This window comes from Pulveribacter sp., assembly GCF_032079985.1.
Classification (GTDB): Bacteria; Pseudomonadota; Gammaproteobacteria; order Burkholderiales; family Burkholderiaceae_C; genus Melaminivora.
Genome location: NZ_DAMATK010000002.1, coordinates 488,740 through 504,539 on the forward strand (window position 1 = coordinate 488,740; position 15,800 = coordinate 504,539).

At 69.6% G+C, this 15,800-nt stretch carries 11 protein-coding genes; 4 read left to right on the forward strand and 7 right to left on the reverse strand.

Going from position 1 to position 15,800, the window contains the following annotated elements:
* The first annotated feature begins 123 nt into the window (after positions 1–123).
* Positions 124–1,959: an ABC transporter ATP-binding protein gene (locus RT282_RS08545; RefSeq protein WP_313314001.1), complete on the forward strand. Its 1,836-nt coding sequence runs from the start codon at positions 124–126 to the stop codon at positions 1,957–1,959.
* On the opposite strand, the gene RT282_RS08550 is transcribed toward RT282_RS08545, so the two are convergent.
* Both RT282_RS08550 and mdtD read right to left on the reverse strand, forming a co-directional pair.
* Positions 1,937–3,529: a BCCT family transporter gene (locus tag RT282_RS08550; RefSeq protein WP_313313224.1), complete on the reverse strand. Its 1,593-nt coding sequence runs from the start codon at positions 3,527–3,529 to the stop codon at positions 1,937–1,939. The two genes, RT282_RS08545 and RT282_RS08550, sit on opposite strands and share 23 nt — an antisense overlap.
* 115 nt (positions 3,530–3,644) lie before the next feature.
* Positions 3,645–5,069 carry a multidrug transporter subunit MdtD gene (mdtD, locus tag RT282_RS08555; protein WP_313313226.1) on the reverse strand — a complete coding sequence of 475 codons (1,425 nt, stop codon included), beginning with the start codon at positions 5,067–5,069 and terminating at the stop codon, positions 3,645–3,647.
* 177 nt (positions 5,070–5,246) lie between these two features.
* Between mdtD and RT282_RS08560 the strand changes: the two genes are divergently transcribed.
* A complete protein-coding gene (locus RT282_RS08560; protein ID WP_313313227.1) occupies positions 5,247–5,549 on the forward strand; it encodes a hypothetical protein in 303 nt (100 codons plus the stop codon).
* A gap of 91 nt (positions 5,550–5,640) precedes the next feature.
* Here RT282_RS08560 and RT282_RS08565 read toward each other — a convergent pair whose 3' ends face one another.
* Positions 5,641–5,775: a hypothetical protein gene (locus tag RT282_RS08565; RefSeq protein ID WP_312303024.1), complete on the reverse strand. Its 135-nt coding sequence runs from the start codon at positions 5,773–5,775 to the stop codon at positions 5,641–5,643.
* Between the two features lie 23 nt (positions 5,776–5,798).
* Positions 5,799–8,186, reverse strand: coding sequence for a catalase (locus tag RT282_RS08570; RefSeq protein WP_313313229.1), 2,388 nt, complete (start codon positions 8,184–8,186; stop codon positions 5,799–5,801).
* Positions 8,187–8,429: 243 nt separating this feature from the next.
* Here RT282_RS08570 and RT282_RS08575 point away from each other — a divergent pair, with 243 nt between their 5' ends.
* On the forward strand, positions 8,430–8,588 hold the full coding sequence (locus RT282_RS08575) for a DUF3309 family protein (protein ID WP_312303028.1): 159 nt from the start codon (positions 8,430–8,432) through the stop codon (positions 8,586–8,588).
* 2 nt (positions 8,589–8,590) lie between these two features.
* Here RT282_RS08575 and RT282_RS08580 read toward each other — a convergent pair whose 3' ends face one another.
* From RT282_RS08580 to RT282_RS08590, 3 genes are all read right to left on the reverse strand, one after another.
* On the reverse strand, positions 8,591–11,284 hold the full coding sequence (locus tag RT282_RS08580) for a bifunctional acetate--CoA ligase family protein/GNAT family N-acetyltransferase (RefSeq protein WP_313313230.1): 2,694 nt from the start codon (positions 11,282–11,284) through the stop codon (positions 8,591–8,593).
* 85 nt (positions 11,285–11,369) lie between these two features.
* Positions 11,370–12,713: a 3-deoxy-D-manno-octulosonic acid transferase gene (locus RT282_RS08585; RefSeq protein WP_313313231.1), complete on the reverse strand. Its 1,344-nt coding sequence runs from the start codon at positions 12,711–12,713 to the stop codon at positions 11,370–11,372.
* Between the two features lie 41 nt (positions 12,714–12,754).
* A complete protein-coding gene (locus RT282_RS08590) occupies positions 12,755–14,143 on the reverse strand; it encodes a phosphomannomutase/phosphoglucomutase (RefSeq protein WP_313313233.1) in 1,389 nt (462 codons plus the stop codon).
* Positions 14,144–14,275: 132 nt separating this feature from the next.
* Between RT282_RS08590 and RT282_RS08595 the strand changes: the two genes are divergently transcribed.
* Entirely contained in the window at positions 14,276–15,799 is a 1,524-nt protein-coding gene (locus tag RT282_RS08595) for a DNA-3-methyladenine glycosylase 2 family protein (protein WP_313313235.1), read from the forward strand.
* The last annotated feature ends 1 nt before the right edge of the window (position 15,800 follow it).

The following is a 15,800-nucleotide window of genomic DNA, read 5'->3' on the forward strand; positions in this document are numbered from 1 at the left end:
CGGGCGTGCGGCCCCGACCTCGGGCGCGCTGTCCAGGGGGAGCAAAGCCGACCCGCCGCCGCACGCGGCGCGCTGCCGCCCGATATATTGGGCGGCCGTTCAATGCAAAAAAACCGCCCCGTGTTGTTTCGCTACTTCGAGGGCCGCGTGCCGCCCTATCCGGCCGCCGAACCCCAGTCGCCGCCGCAAGGCTTTTTCGCCTTCGTATGGCGCTGCACCCAGGGCATGCGCGGCTGGATCGCCCTGCTGACCCTCACCTCCGCCCTGCTGGCGATCTATGAGGCGCTGCTGTTCGCCATCCTCGGGCGGGTGGTGGACTGGCTGGCCGTGGTCTCGCCCCTGGACTTCTGGCAGACCCAGCTGAGCACGGTGCTGGCCATCGCGGCGGTGCTGCTGTCCAGCACGCTGCTGCTGACCCTGCACACAGCCGTCATGCACCAGGTGCTGGCCATCAATTTCCCCATGCGGCTGCGCTGGCTGTTCCACCGGCTGATGCTGGGCCAAAGCATGTCGTTCTACGCGGACGAGTTCGCCGGGCGCATCACCACCAAGGTCATGCAGACGGCGTTGTCGGTGCGCGAAGTGGTCTTCATGGTGGTGGACGTGCTGGTCGGCGTGAGCGTCTACATGATCGGCATTCTGGTGCTGGCGGCCAGCTTTGAGTGGCGGCTGGTGCTGCCCTTTGCCCTGTGGCTGGCCGGCTATGGCGCCGCCTGCTGGTACTTCGTGCCGCGGCTGGGCGCCATCGGCAAGGCCCAGGCCGACGCGCGGTCCATGATGACCGGCCGGGTGACCGACGCATACACCAACATCACCACCGTCAAGCTGTTCGCCCACACCCGGCGCGAAGCCGAGTACGCACGCAACGCCATGGAGGCTTTCAAGGCCACGGGCTATGCCCAGATGCGCCTGGTCAGCCGCTTCGAGATCACCAATCACCTCATGATCACCCTGCTGCTGCTGGGCTCGGGCGGCACGGCCCTGTGGCTGTGGACCCAGGGCCAGGCCAGCGCCGGCGTGGTGGCTGCGGTGCTGGCCATGGCGCTGAGGCTGATGGGCTACTCGCACTGGATCATGTGGCAGATGACGGGCCTGTTCGAGAACGTGGGCACCATTCAGGACGGCATCGTGACGCTGACGCGCCCGCGCAGCATCAACGACGCGCCCGATGCCCGGCCGCTGGTCGTCAGCCGCGGCGAGATCACCTTCGACGACGTGAGCTTTGCCTATAAGGACGGCGGGCGGCAGGTCATCGACCATCTGCAGCTGACCATCCGCCCGGGCGAGCGCATCGGCCTGATCGGGCGCTCGGGCGCGGGCAAGTCCACACTGGTCAATCTGCTGCTGCGCCTGTCGGACGTGGGCAGCGGACGCATCCTGATCGATGGGCAGGACATTCGCCACGTCACGCAGGACAGCCTGCGCGGGGCCATCGGCATGGTCACGCAGGACACCTCGCTGCTGCACCGCTCAATGCGCGAAAACATTCTGTACGGCCGGCCAGACGCCAGCGAGCAGGAGATGCGCGCTGCCGCTGACCGCGCCGAAGCGGCCGAGTTCATCGAGCAGCTGACCGACCTGCAGGGCCGCAGCGGCTACGACGCCCAGGTGGGCGAGCGCGGCGTGAAGCTCTCGGGTGGGCAGCGCCAGCGCGTGGCCATCGCCCGGGTGCTGCTCAAGGACGCGCCCATCCTGCTGTTGGATGAGGCCACCAGCGCGCTGGACAGCGAGGCCGAATTGGCCATTCAGCACAGTCTGCAGGATCTGATGCACGGCAAGACGGTGATCGCCATCGCCCACCGCCTGTCCACCATCGCCGCCATGGACCGGCTGATCGTGCTGGACGAGGGCCGCATCGTCGAGCAGGGCACGCACGCCCAATTGCTGGCATTGGGCGGCATCTACGCCCGGCTGTGGGCGCACCAGAGCGGAGGCTTCATGGGAGACGCGGGGGATTGACCGGCTCGCTGGTGCCGGGGCGGCCGTCGCCACCACGCTGCGCCTCGCGCTCGCGGGCGATCCACAGCTCCATCATGCGGCGCATGCGCTGGGCGCGGCGGCGCAGCCTGGTGTCCTCGCCGTCCAGCTCGCGGTAGACGCTGACCATGACCAGAGCCATCATCACCGCAAAAGGCAGCGCTGCGATGGTGATCAGGTTCTGCAGCGCATCCAGCCCGCCGGCCAGCAGGAGGGCGGCGGCGATCAGCGCCACGGCCACGCCCCAGACGGCGCGTTTGTACAAGGGCGGGTCGCCCGCCTCGTCGGTGGACATGCTGGCCAGCACCAGCACAGCCGAATCCGCCGAGGTGACGAAGAAGATGATCAGCAGCGCCAGCGCCACCAGGGCCAGCAGGCTGCTGCCTGGCAGGCTATCGAACAGCGCGAACAGCACCGTCTCGTAGCCGCCGGCCAGCGCCTGCAGCAGGTCCACCTCGCCAAAGATGAGCGCCTGCAGTGCCGCTCCACCGAACACCGAGAACCATACGAAGCCCAGCAGGCTGGGCGCCAGCACCACGCCCACCACGAACTCGCGCACCGTGCGCCCGCGCGATACGCGCGCGATGAAGGCGCCTACGAAGGGCGCCCAGGCGATCCACCAAGCCCAGTAAAACACCGTCCAGTCGCGCACCCAGGTGTTGTCGGAGAACGGCGACAGGCGCAGGCTCATCACCACCAACTGATTGATGTAGGCACCCAGTGTGGTGGTGAAGGTATCGAAGATGAATCCCGTGGGGCCGATGAGCAGCACGGCCAGCATCAGAAGGCCGGCCAGGGCCAGGTTGAAGTTGGACAGCCATTTGATGCCGCGCTCCACGCCGCTGGTGCTGGAGGCCATGTACAGCACGAAGGCCACGGCAATGGTGACCAGCTGCGTGGTCTTGCCCGGGGAAATGCCGAACACCCGGTGCAACCCGGCGGCGATCTGGATCGTGCCGAAGCCCAGGGTGGTGGCCACGCCGATGGCCGTGGCCACCACGGCGGCAATGTTCACCGCATGGCCCAGCGCACCGTGGTGGCGCGCGCCGATCACGGGCTCCAGCATGTCGCTGACCAGGCCGCGCCCGCCGCGGTTGTACTGGAACCATGCCATCGCCAGTCCGATGAGGGCGTAGATGGCCCAGGGGTGCAGGCCCCAGTGGAAAAACGCATAGCGCATCGCAGCCCGCGCCGCGGCCGGGCTTTGTGGCTGCAGGCCCTCGGGCGGATTGAGGAAATGCGAGACGGGCTCCGCCGCGCCCCAGAACACCAACCCGATGCCCATGCCTGCAGCGAACAGCATGGCCAGCCAGCTGGTGCGCGAGAACTCCGGTTCGGCGTCTTCGCCGCCGATGCGCAGCCGTCCCAGGCGCCCGAAGGCTACGTAGAGCAGGAACAGCAGCGCCAGAAACACCACCAGCAGGTACATCCACCCGGCGCCGCGCACGACCATCGCCAGCACCGCCTGCATGGCATCGTTGAACGGCCCCGGCGCCATGCCCGCCAGCAGTACCAGTGCCGCGACCATGGCGATCGAGATGCGAAAGACCATGCGTCCTCTCCTAGCTGTCAAAAATGTGGCTGCATGCTACGGGCGCCGCCTGCAGGCAGCCAGAGCTGTAACGGACCCTCGCCGCGTAGGACAAGGCCGTCTGACCGCGGTGGCCTCAACTTTGCTCGATCGGCCCCAGCGGATGCGGGCGCGGCGGCTCGTGCGGCGGCAGCTGGAAGAACAGCGCCGTGGCCGCCAGCGTCAGCAGGCCCATGCAGGCGAAGGTCACGCGGAAGGCATTCAGCGTGCCCGCGCCGTCGCCAAAGTGCGCCTGCATGCTGGCCAGCACGGCGCCGGCCAGTGCCACGCCCATGCCCATGGCCAGCATCTGGACCATCGACAGCAGGCTGTTGCCGCTGCTGGCATGCGCCGGCTCCAGGTCCTTCAGCGTGATGGTGTTCATGGCCGAGAACTGCATCGAGTTCACCGCGCCGAACAGCGCCAGCTGCGCCACCATCAGCGCCACCGGATAGCCGGGCGCAACCACGGCGAAACTGATGACCAGCAGCGCCAGCGCAAAGGTGTTGGCCACCAGTACCTCACGGTAGCCGAAGCGCTGCACGATGCGCGTGACCAGCGGCTTCACCGCCATGCTGCCCAGCACCGTGGGCAGCATCATCATGCCGGCCTGCATAGGCGCGTAGCCCAGGCTGACCTGCAACACCAGCGGAATCATGAAGGGCATGGCCGAGCTGCCCAGGCGCGAGAAGAAGTTGCCCAGCAGCCCCACGCGCAGCGTGCGCACCCCAAACAGCGCCGGGGCGAACAGCGGGCTGCTGCTGCGCAGCGCGTGCAGCCCGTAGGCCGCGAGGCTGGCCAGGCCGAAGACCAGCAGCACCAGCGCCGAGGCCCGGCGCACGCCGCCGCCGGCCATGCCCTCCACGCCCAGCGAGACCCCGGCCATGCCGAAGGCCAGCAGGCCGTAGCCCACCGCGTCGAAGCGACGCGTGCCCTGCACGTCCTGGGCGCGCATGTAACGGCGTGCCGCCACCAGGCCGAGCAGCCCGACCGGCACGTTGACCCAGAAAATCCAGTGCCAGGAGGCGTACTCCACCATCCAGCCGCCCAGCGTCGGGCCGATCAGCGGCCCGATCAAGCCGGGGATGGCCACGAAGCTCATGGCCTGGATGAATTCGTCGCGCGGAAAGGCGCGCAGCACGGCCAGCCGGCCCACGGGCAGCAGCAGCGCCCCGCCCAGGCCCTGCACCACGCGCGATCCCACCAGCAGCGGCAGCGACGGCGACAGCGCGCACAGCACCGAACCGGCCACGAACAACGCGATGGCCGCCATGAAGACCCTGCGCGTGCCGAAACGGTCGGCCAGCCAGCCCGATGCCGGGATCAGGACCGCCATCGCCAGTGAATAGGCGACGATGACCGAGTGCATCTGCAGCGGGCTCTCGCCCAGGTCGCGCGCCATGGCCGGCAGCGCCGTATTGACGATGGTGGCGTCCAGCGTCTGCATGAAGAAACCCAGAGCCACCAGCCACAGCAGGGCCCGGCGCTCGCCCTGCGGGCGGACAAAGGAGGATTTCGCCATGAATGAATCCGAGAGGAAAAAAAGCGGTGTTCCAGTGTGCCAGCGGCCTGCTCGCCGCGCCGGGGCCGACGGCGCGTCCGTGCGCTTTCCGGCGGGCGCTAACGCTGTCGTCTGACGTGCGCTTGGCCGTGCGCACACGTAATGTCCAGCCATACCCCATCTGCCAGGAGACCGGCCATGTTCAAGCGATTCTTCGACCCCGCCACCATCTACACGCGCCGTGCGCAGCGCTGCATGGACGAGGCCCGCATGGCCGCCCTGGAGCATGAAAACGCTGCCGAGCACCATAGCGCCCTGGCCCAGATGTACCGCGACCGCGTGGCACGGCTGCAGGCAGAGCTGTCTCCAGCCGAGGAAAGCCGCCTTGTGCTGGACCCGTCCACGCAGATCCCCCGCATCACCGCGCTCAAGAAGCGCGAGGATGCCGGGGCTGCCGGGGCTGCCAAGACGCCCTTTTTGGCGCAGGGCCTGGCGGGCTAACCGCACGCTCCTGTCCTCCTCCCGCTCCAGAGGCTTAAAAGGCCGGCGCCCAGCGCCGGCCTTTGTGCTAGGGGTCCGGCGTAAGCCCCGGCTACCACGGAACCCAGATCGCCAGCAGCAGGAAGGCCACGACAATGGCCGCCAGGATGAGCGTGCGATGGGTCGCGAAGCGGTTACGCCCTGAGGACGCGGGCACCGGGTGCGAGGCTTTTTTGGGGTCTGTCATGGCAGAGGTTTCCCGATCAGGCCTCAAACGCGCGGCGGATCGGTCTCGCGCGAGAAGTCGCGCGGCGCACCCAACAGGGCCACGAAGCGCTGCAGCGCTTTTTGCCCTGCGTTGTCGTCTTGCAGCAGCAAGGCCGGGTCGACCGCCGTATCCAGGTCCCGTGGCAGCACCCGCCTGACCAAGTCGGCCGCCGCTCCGGAGGCAAAGATGGGCTTGCAATGGCGGTAGGTGTCGCGCACGAACTCGTCCACGTGGGCATCGCGCGCCATCTGCTCGCTGGCGCCGGGGATGGCCAGAGCGTCGAACAGGAAAGCGGGCGAGTTTTCAGTCGAGGCATCGGCGTCCAGCTCGCCCCCCTGCGCCGCCACCGGCCCGATGCGCGCGCCCACGAAGCGGCCCACGGCACCGCGCTCCAGCAAGGCCTGCTGCAGCTCGCGCGCCAACGCGGCATCGGTGTCCGGTCCTACCACGATCGCCACCTTGCGCCCGGCAATGGAGCCATCGCCCGGTCGTGCCATCAGCGACAGAAATTCCGAACGCGTGACCTCAGGCTCGGGCGGATTGGCCATGGCCGGCGCCAGGGGCGCAGGCAGCGGGTCCATGCCCAGGCCCTCGCCCACCTGTGCGGCGAGTTCCTCGGACACGTTGCGCAGCGAAGCCACCATGCGCTCACGCACCGCGGGCACGGTCACCTTGCTCAGCTCGAAGCGGAAGGCGGCGGCGATGTGGGCCTGCTCCGCCAGCGTCTGGCTTTCCAGGAACAGGCGGGCCTGCGCATAGTGCTCGGCGAACTTCTCTGGCTTGGCGCGGATCTTGGCCGCGCCCTCGCGGTTCTCTGCGCGCGCAGGCACCGTCATGAAACCCTGCATGCCCGCCTGGAAGGGGCACCCTCCGGCCAGCGAATTGGGCTCGTAGGCCACCCGTCCGCGTGGTATGGCCTGGCGATGGAAGCCGTCGCGCTGGTTGTTGTGCACCTGCACGACGGGAGCGTTGATGGGAATCTCGTGGAAGTTCGGTCCGCCCAGGCGCAGCAGCTGCGTGTCAAAGTACGAATGGATGCGCCCGGCCAGCAGCGGGTCATTGGTGAAGTCGATGCCGGGGATGATGTTGGCGATGCAAAAGGCCACCTGCTCGGTCTCGGCAAAAAAGTTGTCCGGGTTGCGGTCCAGCGTCATGCGGCCGATGACGCGTAGTGGCACCAGCTCCTCGGGAATGATCTTGGTGGAGTCCAGCACGTCGAAGCTGAAAGCTTCTGCCTGTTCCTCGGTGAACAGCTGCACGGCCAGGTCCCACTGTGGATAGGCGCCGCTGTCGATGCGCTCCCACAGGTCGCGCCGGTTGAAGTCCGGGTCGGCGCCGGAGATCTTCACCGCCTCGTCCCACACCAGCGAATGCGTGCCCGCCAGGGGCAACCAGTGAAACTTCACCAGCGTCGCCTTGCCTTCGGCGTTCACGCAGCGGAAGGTGTGCACGCCAAAGCCCTGCATGGTGGCGTAGCTGCGCGGTATCGCCCGATCCGACATGTGCCACATCAGCATGTGCGTGGATTCGGGCATGAGCGAGACGAAATCCCAGAAGGTGTCGTGGGCGCTGGCGGCCTGGGGCATCTGGTGGTGCTGCTCGGGCTTGGCGGCGTGCACCAGGTCGGGGAACTTCATCGCGTCCTGAATGAAAAACACCGGCATGTTGTTGCCCACCAGGTCCCAGTTGCCCTCGTCGGTATAGAACTTCACGGCGAAGCCGCGCACGTCGCGCGCTGTGTCCTTGGAGCCGCGCTCGCCCACCACGGTGGAAAAACGCACGAACACCGGCGTCTTCTTACCCACCTGCTGAAAGGGCGCGGCGCGGGTGATGTCGGTAATCGCCTCCGTGCACTCGAAGTAGCCATGCGCACCCGATCCCCGGGCGTGCACCACGCGCTCGGGGATGCGCTCGTGGTCGAAGTGGGTGAGTTTCTCGCGCAGGATGAAGTCTTCGAGCAGCGCCGGCCCGCGCACGCCGGCCGACAGCGTGTTCTGGTTATCCGAGATGGGTACGCCCTGGTTCGTGGTCAGCACCTGGCCGGTGGAATCCACACGCACCCGGTCCAGGGTGTCGATGGTGTTGTTGCGGCCCTCGGGGGCCACCGTCCCGGTCTTGTCATTGGTGTTTTCTTCCGACAACGCGCTGGCCAGCGGCAGGCGCGAGTCCGCCTCCACTGTCGCTCCGGTGCTGGGAGCGAGGCCGCTGGCCTCTCCGTACTCTGCGGGCTTGGTCGGATTGGTGGGCATGCCGGCGGCCAGCTGCTGTGTCTGCGCGGCTTTGGTGGCGGCCGGCGTCTTGGCGCCTTCGGGGACCGTGGCAGGGCCGCTATCGGTGTTGCGTGCGGCAGCTTCGGCGCTGGTGGCCTGGGCGGAAGGGGGTCGGGTCATGCGTCACGCTCCTGTGGGGTTTCGAGGAGCGGCAACGCTAAGGCGGCGGCCAGCCGCGTCCTGTAGGAGAGCCGCCCGTCGCAGCTGCCGGCCTGCCGCCTTACTCTGCTGCGCGCCGCCCGCCTACCCCGCCGCCGCGCGCCAGCTGCGACAAATGCGGCACGCAGCCTGCATCTGGAGGCAGGACGCGCCGCAAGGGCCTAACCGCCCATTTGCCATCACAACCACAAGGAACCAAGGCTTATGTCGCTCTCACTGATTCTGCTCATCGTCCTGATCCTGATCCTGATCGGCGTACTGCCCAGTTGGGGCTACAGCCGCTCGTGGGGCTATGGCCCTGTCGGCGGCGTCGGCCTGGTGGTCGTCATCCTCATCGTCCTGCTGCTCATGGGCAGGATCTGAGCTCAGAGCTGATGCACCACCAAACGGAATTCGGGGTCGTCCGGGAACGGGCGCACCTCGAAGCCCAGGCGGCGCATCAGCTTGAGCATGTTGGGGTTGTTGGCCAGCACCAGGCCCTGGATTTCCGACAGCCCCCGCTCGCGCGCTACCTCCATGATGCTCAGCATCAAGCGCGAGCCCAGTCCCTGACCGGCAAAGTCGTCCGCCACCAATAGCGCGAATTCGCAGCTCATCTGATCGGGATTCGTCACATAGCGCGACACCCCCACGATGCGCTGCTTGTGGCTTACCTCACCTTCCTCATCCAGCACCCGCTCGCGGTGCTCGGCCACCAGAGCCATCTCACGGTCGTAGTCGATCAGCGTAAAGCGCGACAGCATCGAAGGCGGCAGCTCCGCGATTTGCGACACGAAGCGAAAGTAGCGGCTCTCGGGCGACAGCTCGCGCACCAGGCGCTGCACCATCTGCGCATCGTCGGGCCGGATGGGACGCACCACGTAGTCTCCACCACCGCGCAGCGGCCAAACCTGCTCGTAGCGCGCCGGGTACGGCAGGATGGACAGATGGCCGTACTGGCCTTCACCACGCGCGCCGGCCTGCGTGCTCTCGCCCACCACGATGCGCGCGTCCACGGCCACCGCTCCCAATTCGTCCACGATCAATGGGTTGATGTCCATCTCGCGCAGCTGGGGCAGCGCGCAGACCATCTCCGACACACGTAGCAGCGCCTGCTCCAGTGCCACTCGGTCCACGGCGGCGGCGCCGCGCCACTCGCCCAGCGTCTCGGCCACACGCGAGCGGTCGATCAACCGGCGCGCGAGGAACTGGTTGAGCGGAGGCAGTTCCATGGCACGGTCGTTGATCAGCTCGATCATGGTGCCGCCGGCGCCGAAGGTGATGACCGGGCCGAACGGCTCGTCCGTCACCAGGCCGATGTTGATCTCGCGTCCGCGCCGCGCGCGCGCCATGTTCTGCACCGTCACACCGTTGATGCGTGCGCCAGGGTGCAGCCGTGCCACGCGCTGCACCATGTCGGCGTAGGCGTCGCGGGCGGCGGCGCCGCTGTGCACGTTCAGCACCACCCCGCCCACATCCGACTTGTGGGCGATATCGGGCGAGTCGATCTTCAAGGCCACCGGAAAGCCGAGCTGCGTAGCGATCATCGCCGCCTCGTGCGGGCTGCGCGCCAGCACCGTGCGCGTCACGGGAATGTGAAAGGCCGCCAGCAGCGTCTTGGACTCCATCTCGGTCAGCACGTTGCGGCGCTCGGCCAGCACCGTTTCGATGACCAGGCGCGCGCCCTCGATGTCGGGCTTGGCCATCGCCGTCAGGGGCGCCGGGGTCTGCTGCAGCAGCTGCTGGTTTTGATAAAAGCTGGCGATGTTGCCGAAGGCGCCCACGGCCGCCTCGGGCGTGCGGAAGTTGGGAATCTGCGCCTCGCGCAGCACCTCGCGCGCCGGCACGACCGAGGCATCGCCCATCCAGCAGGCCAGCAGCGGCTTGGGCGCCAGGCGCTTGGCCTCGGCCAGCTCGGCAGCAACGGCCGTGGGGTCAATGCCCTCCTTGGGCGAAAAGATGGCCAGCACACCGTCCACCGTGCGGTCGCGAAAGGCTGCTTCCAGTGCAGCGCGGTAATGCGCAGGCCCAGCTTCTTCCGACAGATCCATCAGGTCGGCCAGCGAGGCCAGCGGCGGCAGCTGCGGCGCCAACTTGGCCACGGCCTCGGGCGACAGGCGGCCCAGGTCCAGGCCGATCTCGTTGACCCAGTCGGCCGCCAGCACGCCGGGGCCGCCGCCGTTGGTGATCAACCCCAGGCGCCGGCCCACCGGGCGGTAGCGTGACGCCAGGCACTTGGCGGCCGAAAACAGCGCGACGAACGAGCGCACGCGCACGGCGCCGGCGCGGCGCAGGGCGGCGTCAAACACGTCGTCGCTGCCCACGATGGCGGCGCTGTGCGTCTGCGCCGCCTCGTTGCCAGCCGGCTTGCGCCCGGCCTTGAGCACCACCACCGGCTTGGCGTAGGCGGCCGAGCGCAGCGCGCTCATGAAGCGGCGGGCGTTCTGTATGCCCTCCATGTAGACCACGATGCTCTGCGTGCGCGGGTCGTTGGCCAGGAAGTCCAGCGCTTCGCTCAGGCCCAAGTCGGTGTGCGGGCCCAGCGAGATCACGCTGGAAAAGCCCACTGCGTTGTTGCGCGCCCAGTCCAGGATGGAGGTGGTGAGCGCCCCCGACTGGCACAGCAGCGCCAGCGAGCCATCGCGCGCCAGCGGCCCGGCGGCGCTGGCGTTGAGCTGCAGCGACGGGCGCTGGATGCCCGATGAGTTGGGCCCCAGCAGGTGCATGCCCTCGCGCCGGGCGATCTTGCGCAGCTGGGCGGCCAGTTCGGCGTCCACCCCGCTGCTGACCACCAGCGCGCAGCGGCAGTTGACGCGCGCGGCCAGTTCCAGGCCGGCGGCCAGCTCCTGCGGCGGCAGCGCCAGGATGGCCAGATCGGCCCGGGTCTGGGCCAGGTCGGCCAGCGTGCCGGAGGTGTCCACACCCAGGAAAGTGAGCTCGCCCGTGTAGCGCTGCGCGCGCAGCGCATCGCGCAGTACCCGTGCCTGCGGCGTCAGGCCGTCGGCCGCATCGCTGCTGCCGGCCAGCACGATGATCGAGCTGGGGGCAAACAAAGGGGTGAGGTAATGCTTGTCCATCATGGCGGTCGGGGTCTCGGTCAGCGGCCTGAACAGGCCTGGGCAATGGCGACGATTGTGGGCCAGCCGGCACGCGCCGGCCACCAAATCATCGTTCCGTGGGCCGGCGCAGCTGCTGCACGATGGCCAGCGCCGTGGCCAGGGCGCCGCCACGGTGGGCTTCGGCAAAAGCCAGGCAGCGCCCGGCCGCACGCGCCTGGGCGGGCGCGTCGAGCGCCAGCGCGGCGGCCGCCTGCACGGCACTGGCCATGTCCGGCACGCGCTCGGCGGCGCCGGCCTGCAGGGCCAGCTCCGCCGCCTCGGCAAAGTTGAAGGTGTGCGGCCCCATCACCACCGGGCAGCCGCAGGCGGCGGCCTCGATCAGGTTCTGTCCACCCAGCGGCTCGAAGCTGCCGCCCAGCAGCGCCACGTGGGCCAGGCCGTAGTACAGCGCCATCTCGCCCATGCTGTCGCCCAGCCACACGTCGGCGGGCTCGGGCCCCCCCGTCCAGCGGCTGCGGCGCGAGACCGTGAGGCCGGCGGCGCGGCACAGGCGCTCGACCTCGTCGAAGCGCTGGGGGTGGCGCGGCACCAGCAGCCATTGCAGCTTGCCAATAGCTCCTGTTTTGATAGCTGCTGGCGCTTGCCCAGCCTGCGCTGGAGGCCGATTTGACTGCAAGGCAGTCAGCCACAACGCCTCCTCGCCCTTGCGCGAGCTGGCAAGCAGCGCCACGGGCCGGGTAGCCGCAGCGCGCCAGGTGCGGCCCTGCGCCTGCTGCGCGGGCGGTGGCATCACGTCAAACTTCAGGTTGCCCAGCACGGCGGCCACGGGCGCGCCCACGCTGCGCAGGCGCTCGGCGTCCGCCTCGGTCTGGGCCCAGGCGGCCGCCAAGCCGGCGTAGGCCGGGCGCGCCAGCCAGGCCAGGCGGCGGGCGCCGGCGCGGGATTTCTCGTTCAGCCGCGCATTGGCCAGCACCAGCGGCACGCCGGCGCGGCGGCAGGCGGCGGCCAGGCAGGGCCAGACTTCCGTCTCCATCAGGATGCCAATCGCCGGCCGGAAGTGCCGCACGAAGCGCCGCGTGGCGCCCGGTGTGTCCCAGGGCAGCCACAGCTGCACGTCGCCTGGCTGCAGCAGGGCGGCGCCCTCGGCGCGGCCGGTGGCGGTGCCGTGCGTCAGTAGCAGGCGCATGCCGGGCAGCAGCGGACGCAGCTCCTTGAGCAGCAGGGCGGCGGCGCGCGTCTCGCCCAACGACACGGCATGAATCCAGACGAAGCGCTCGTCCTCGGCCTGCGGCTGCACGCTGTCCAGCGCCGGGCCGTAGTGGCCGAAGCGCTCGTCCACATGCTGGCCGTAGGCCGGTTCGGCCAGCGCCCGGCGGCGCAGCTTGGCGCGCAGCAGCGGCGTGGCCAGGCAGGTGGCCAGGGCGTAGAGCCAGAGGGCGAATCGCTGCATGGACGAACGGTAGCGGCGCGCAGGCAGTGCGCCGCGGCAGGTCAGTGGGCCGCGCCGCCGATGTGCGCGCCGGGCTTGACGCGCTCCAGCAGGGCGCGCATCTCGGCCTCGATGCGGGCCAGCGCTTCGCTCGTTTGGCCCTCGAAACGCAGTACCAGTACCGGCGTGGTGTTGCTGGCGCGGATCAGGCCGAAGCCGTCCGGCCAGTCCACACGCAGGCCGTCGATGGTGCTGACCTGCGCCGGCGCGGCGAAGGCGCCCTCGGCCAGCTGCTGCAGCTGGGCCGTCAGGCGGTGCGGCTCGCCTTCCTCGCACTGCACGTTCAGCTCGGGCGTGCTGTGGCTGGTGGGCAGGTTGTCCAGGACCGCGCTGGCGTCGCTGTGGCGACTGAGGATCTCCAGCATCCGGCAGCCGGCGTAGGTGCCGTCGTCAAAGCCGTACCAGCGCTCCTTGAAGAAGATGTGGCCGCTCATCTCGCCGCCCAGCGGCGAATCCAGCTCCTTCATGCGCGCCTTGATGAGCGAGTGGCCGGTCTTGTACATGACGGGCTCGCCGCCGGCCTGGCAAATAGCCGGCGCCAGGCGCTGCGTGCACTTCACGTCAAAGATGATGGGCGCACCGGGCACGCGCGAAAGCACGTCGCGGGCGAACAGCATCATCTGCCGGTCCGGGAAGATGTTGTTGCCTTCCTTAGTGACGATGCCCAGGCGGTCGCCATCGCCGTCGAAGGCCAAGCCGAGCTCGGCGTCGGTCTCCTGCAAGGCGCGTATAACGTCGCGCAGGTTCTCGGGCTTGCTCGGGTCGGGGTGGTGGTTGGGAAAGTCGCCATCGACCTCGGAGAACAGCTCCACCACCTCGCAACCCAGAGCGCGGAAGATGCCCGGGGCGGAGGCACCGGCGATGCCATTGCCGCTGTCCACCACGATCTTCATGGGGCGGGCGAGTTTCACGTCGCTGGTGATGCGCTCGGTATAGGCGGGCAGCACGTCGGCGCTGCGCACGCCGCCACCCTCCTTGAGCAGCCAGTCCTGCTGCTCCATGGCGCGGCGCAGCTGCTGGATCTCCTCGCCATAGATGGCGCGGCCGGCCAGCACCATCTTGAAGCCGTTGTAGTCCTTGGGGTTGTGGCTGCCCGTGACCTGGATGCCGGAAGTCGCCAGTGTGCTGGCGGCGAAATACAGCATGGGGGTGGTCACGGCGCCCACGTCGATGACCTGCAGGCCCACGTCCACCAGGCCCTGGATGAGCGCGCCGGCCAGCGCCGGGCCGGACACGCGCCCGTCGCGGCCCACGGCCACCGCGCGCTCACCTTCGCGCAGCGCTGCCATGCCAAAGGCCCGGCCCAGGGCGCGGGCCACGTCCTCGTCCAGCGTGGAAGGCACGATGCCGCGGATGTCATAGGCCTTGAAGATGGACGGCGAAGGCTGCACGGGGAGGCTCCTGGAAGGCTGCAAAGCGCCGGATTGTAGGGGCCCGCCCGCCCGCGCCCTGTAGGTAGCGGGCCCCGGTTCGCAGGTCCGAAAACGGCCAGCCAGCGCGCCCCGGATGCCTATCATGGACCCATGACCGACGCCCTGCCCGTCCCGCCGGACCTGGATGAAGACGACGCCCGCTACCTGGCCCTGAAGGCCCGGGACGCGCGCTTCGACGGGCGCTTTTTCACCGGCGTGACCTCCACCGGCATCTACTGCCGCCCGGTCTGCGCCGTGCGCACGCCGCGGCGCGAGCACTGCCGCTTCTTCACCATGGCGGCCCAGGCCGAGGCGGCCGGCTTTCGCCCCTGCCTGCGCTGCCGGCCGGAGCTGGCGCCCCAGGCGCTGGCCTGGTCGGTACAGGACGCCACCAGCATCCTGGTGCAGCAGGCCCTGCGCCTGCTGAACGCCCCCGAGGCCTGGAGCGAGGCCGGCGGCCGCGCCCTGGTGGCCCAGCTGGCCGCGCGCCTGGGCGTGAGCGACCGGCACCTGCGGCGCATCTTCCAGGCGGCGCTGGGAGTGTCGCCGCAGCGCTGGCTGCACACGCGCCGCCTGCTGGCGGCCAAGCAGCTGCTGGCCGACACCCGGCTGCCGGTGACCGAGGTGGCCCTGGCCGCCGGCTTCGCCAGCGTGCGCCGCTTCAACGACGCTTTTGCCAGCCACTACGGCCTGGCGCCCAGCCAGCTGCGCCGCGAAGGCGCGACGGGCGCCGGCGCCGCCCGCCCGGTGCGGCTGGGCCTGCGCCCGCCCTACGACGCGCACAGCCTGCTGGCCTGGTTCGCCACGCGCCAGCTGCATGGGCTGGAGGATGTATGCAACACCGCCGCCGAGCAGCGGCTGCGCCGCACCGTGCGCCTGGCCAACGGCCATCGCAGTGCGTCCGGCTGGATCGAGCTGCGCTTCGATCTGCCGCGCCATTGCGTGCTGCTGGCGGCCAGCGACGGCCTGCTGCCGGCTCTGCCCCAGCTGATCGGCCGGGTGCGCGGCCTGCTGGACCTGGACGCCGACCCGGCCGCCATCCACGCCGTACTGCAGCCGTTCTTCGAGGGTGGCGAAGGCCTGCGCGTACCGGGCACGATGGACGGCTTTGAGCTGGCCGTGCAGGCCGTGCTGGGCCAGCAGGTCACCGTGGCCGCCGCGCGCACGCTGGCGCAGCGGGTGCTGGAGCGTTTCGGCGAGCCCATCGCCACGCCCTGGCCCGAGCTGCGCTGGCTGTTTCCCAGCGCCGCGGTGCTGGCGCAGGCCTCGCCCGACGACCTGGGCCAGCTGGGCATCGTGCGCCAGCGCCAGGCGGCCATCCTGGCCCTGGCGCAGGGGGTTGCCAGCGGCCAGCTGGTGCTGGACGCCAGCGCCGACGTGCCCGCCACCATGGCCGCGCTGCGCGAACTGCCCGGCATCGGCGACTGGACGGCCCAGTACATCGCCATGCGCGCCCTGCGCTGGCCCGACGCCTTTCCCGCAGGCGACGTTGCGCTGCACAACGCCCTGGGCGTGCGCGGCACGCCCCAGCCCGCCCGCTCCGCCCTGGCCGCGGCCGAGGCCTGGCGCCCCTGGCGCAGCTACGGCGCCCTGCGCGCCTGGTCGGGCGTGGCCCCATCACTACCAAATCCATAGC

Excerpts from the sequence above, each read along its gene's own strand:
- RT282_RS08550 (WP_313313224.1), bottom strand. The coding sequence starts at position 3,529 with ATGGTCTTTCGCATCTCGATCGCCATGGTCGCGGCACTGGTACTGCTG.
- mdtD (WP_313313226.1), bottom strand. The coding sequence starts at position 5,069 with ATGGCGAAATCCTCCTTTGTCCGCCCGCAGGGCGAGCGCCGGGCCCTG.
- RT282_RS08560 (WP_313313227.1), top strand. The coding sequence starts at position 5,247 with ATGTTCAAGCGATTCTTCGACCCCGCCACCATCTACACGCGCCGTGCG.
- RT282_RS08565 (WP_312303024.1), bottom strand. The coding sequence starts at position 5,775 with ATGACAGACCCCAAAAAAGCCTCGCACCCGGTGCCCGCGTCCTCAGGG.
- RT282_RS08570 (WP_313313229.1), bottom strand. The coding sequence starts at position 8,186 with ATGACCCGACCCCCTTCCGCCCAGGCCACCAGCGCCGAAGCTGCCGCA.
- RT282_RS08575 (WP_312303028.1), top strand. The coding sequence starts at position 8,430 with ATGTCGCTCTCACTGATTCTGCTCATCGTCCTGATCCTGATCCTGATC.
- RT282_RS08580 (WP_313313230.1), bottom strand. The coding sequence starts at position 11,284 with ATGATGGACAAGCATTACCTCACCCCTTTGTTTGCCCCCAGCTCGATC.
- RT282_RS08585 (WP_313313231.1), bottom strand. The coding sequence starts at position 12,713 with ATGCAGCGATTCGCCCTCTGGCTCTACGCCCTGGCCACCTGCCTGGCC.
- RT282_RS08595 (WP_313313235.1), top strand. The coding sequence starts at position 14,276 with ATGACCGACGCCCTGCCCGTCCCGCCGGACCTGGATGAAGACGACGCC.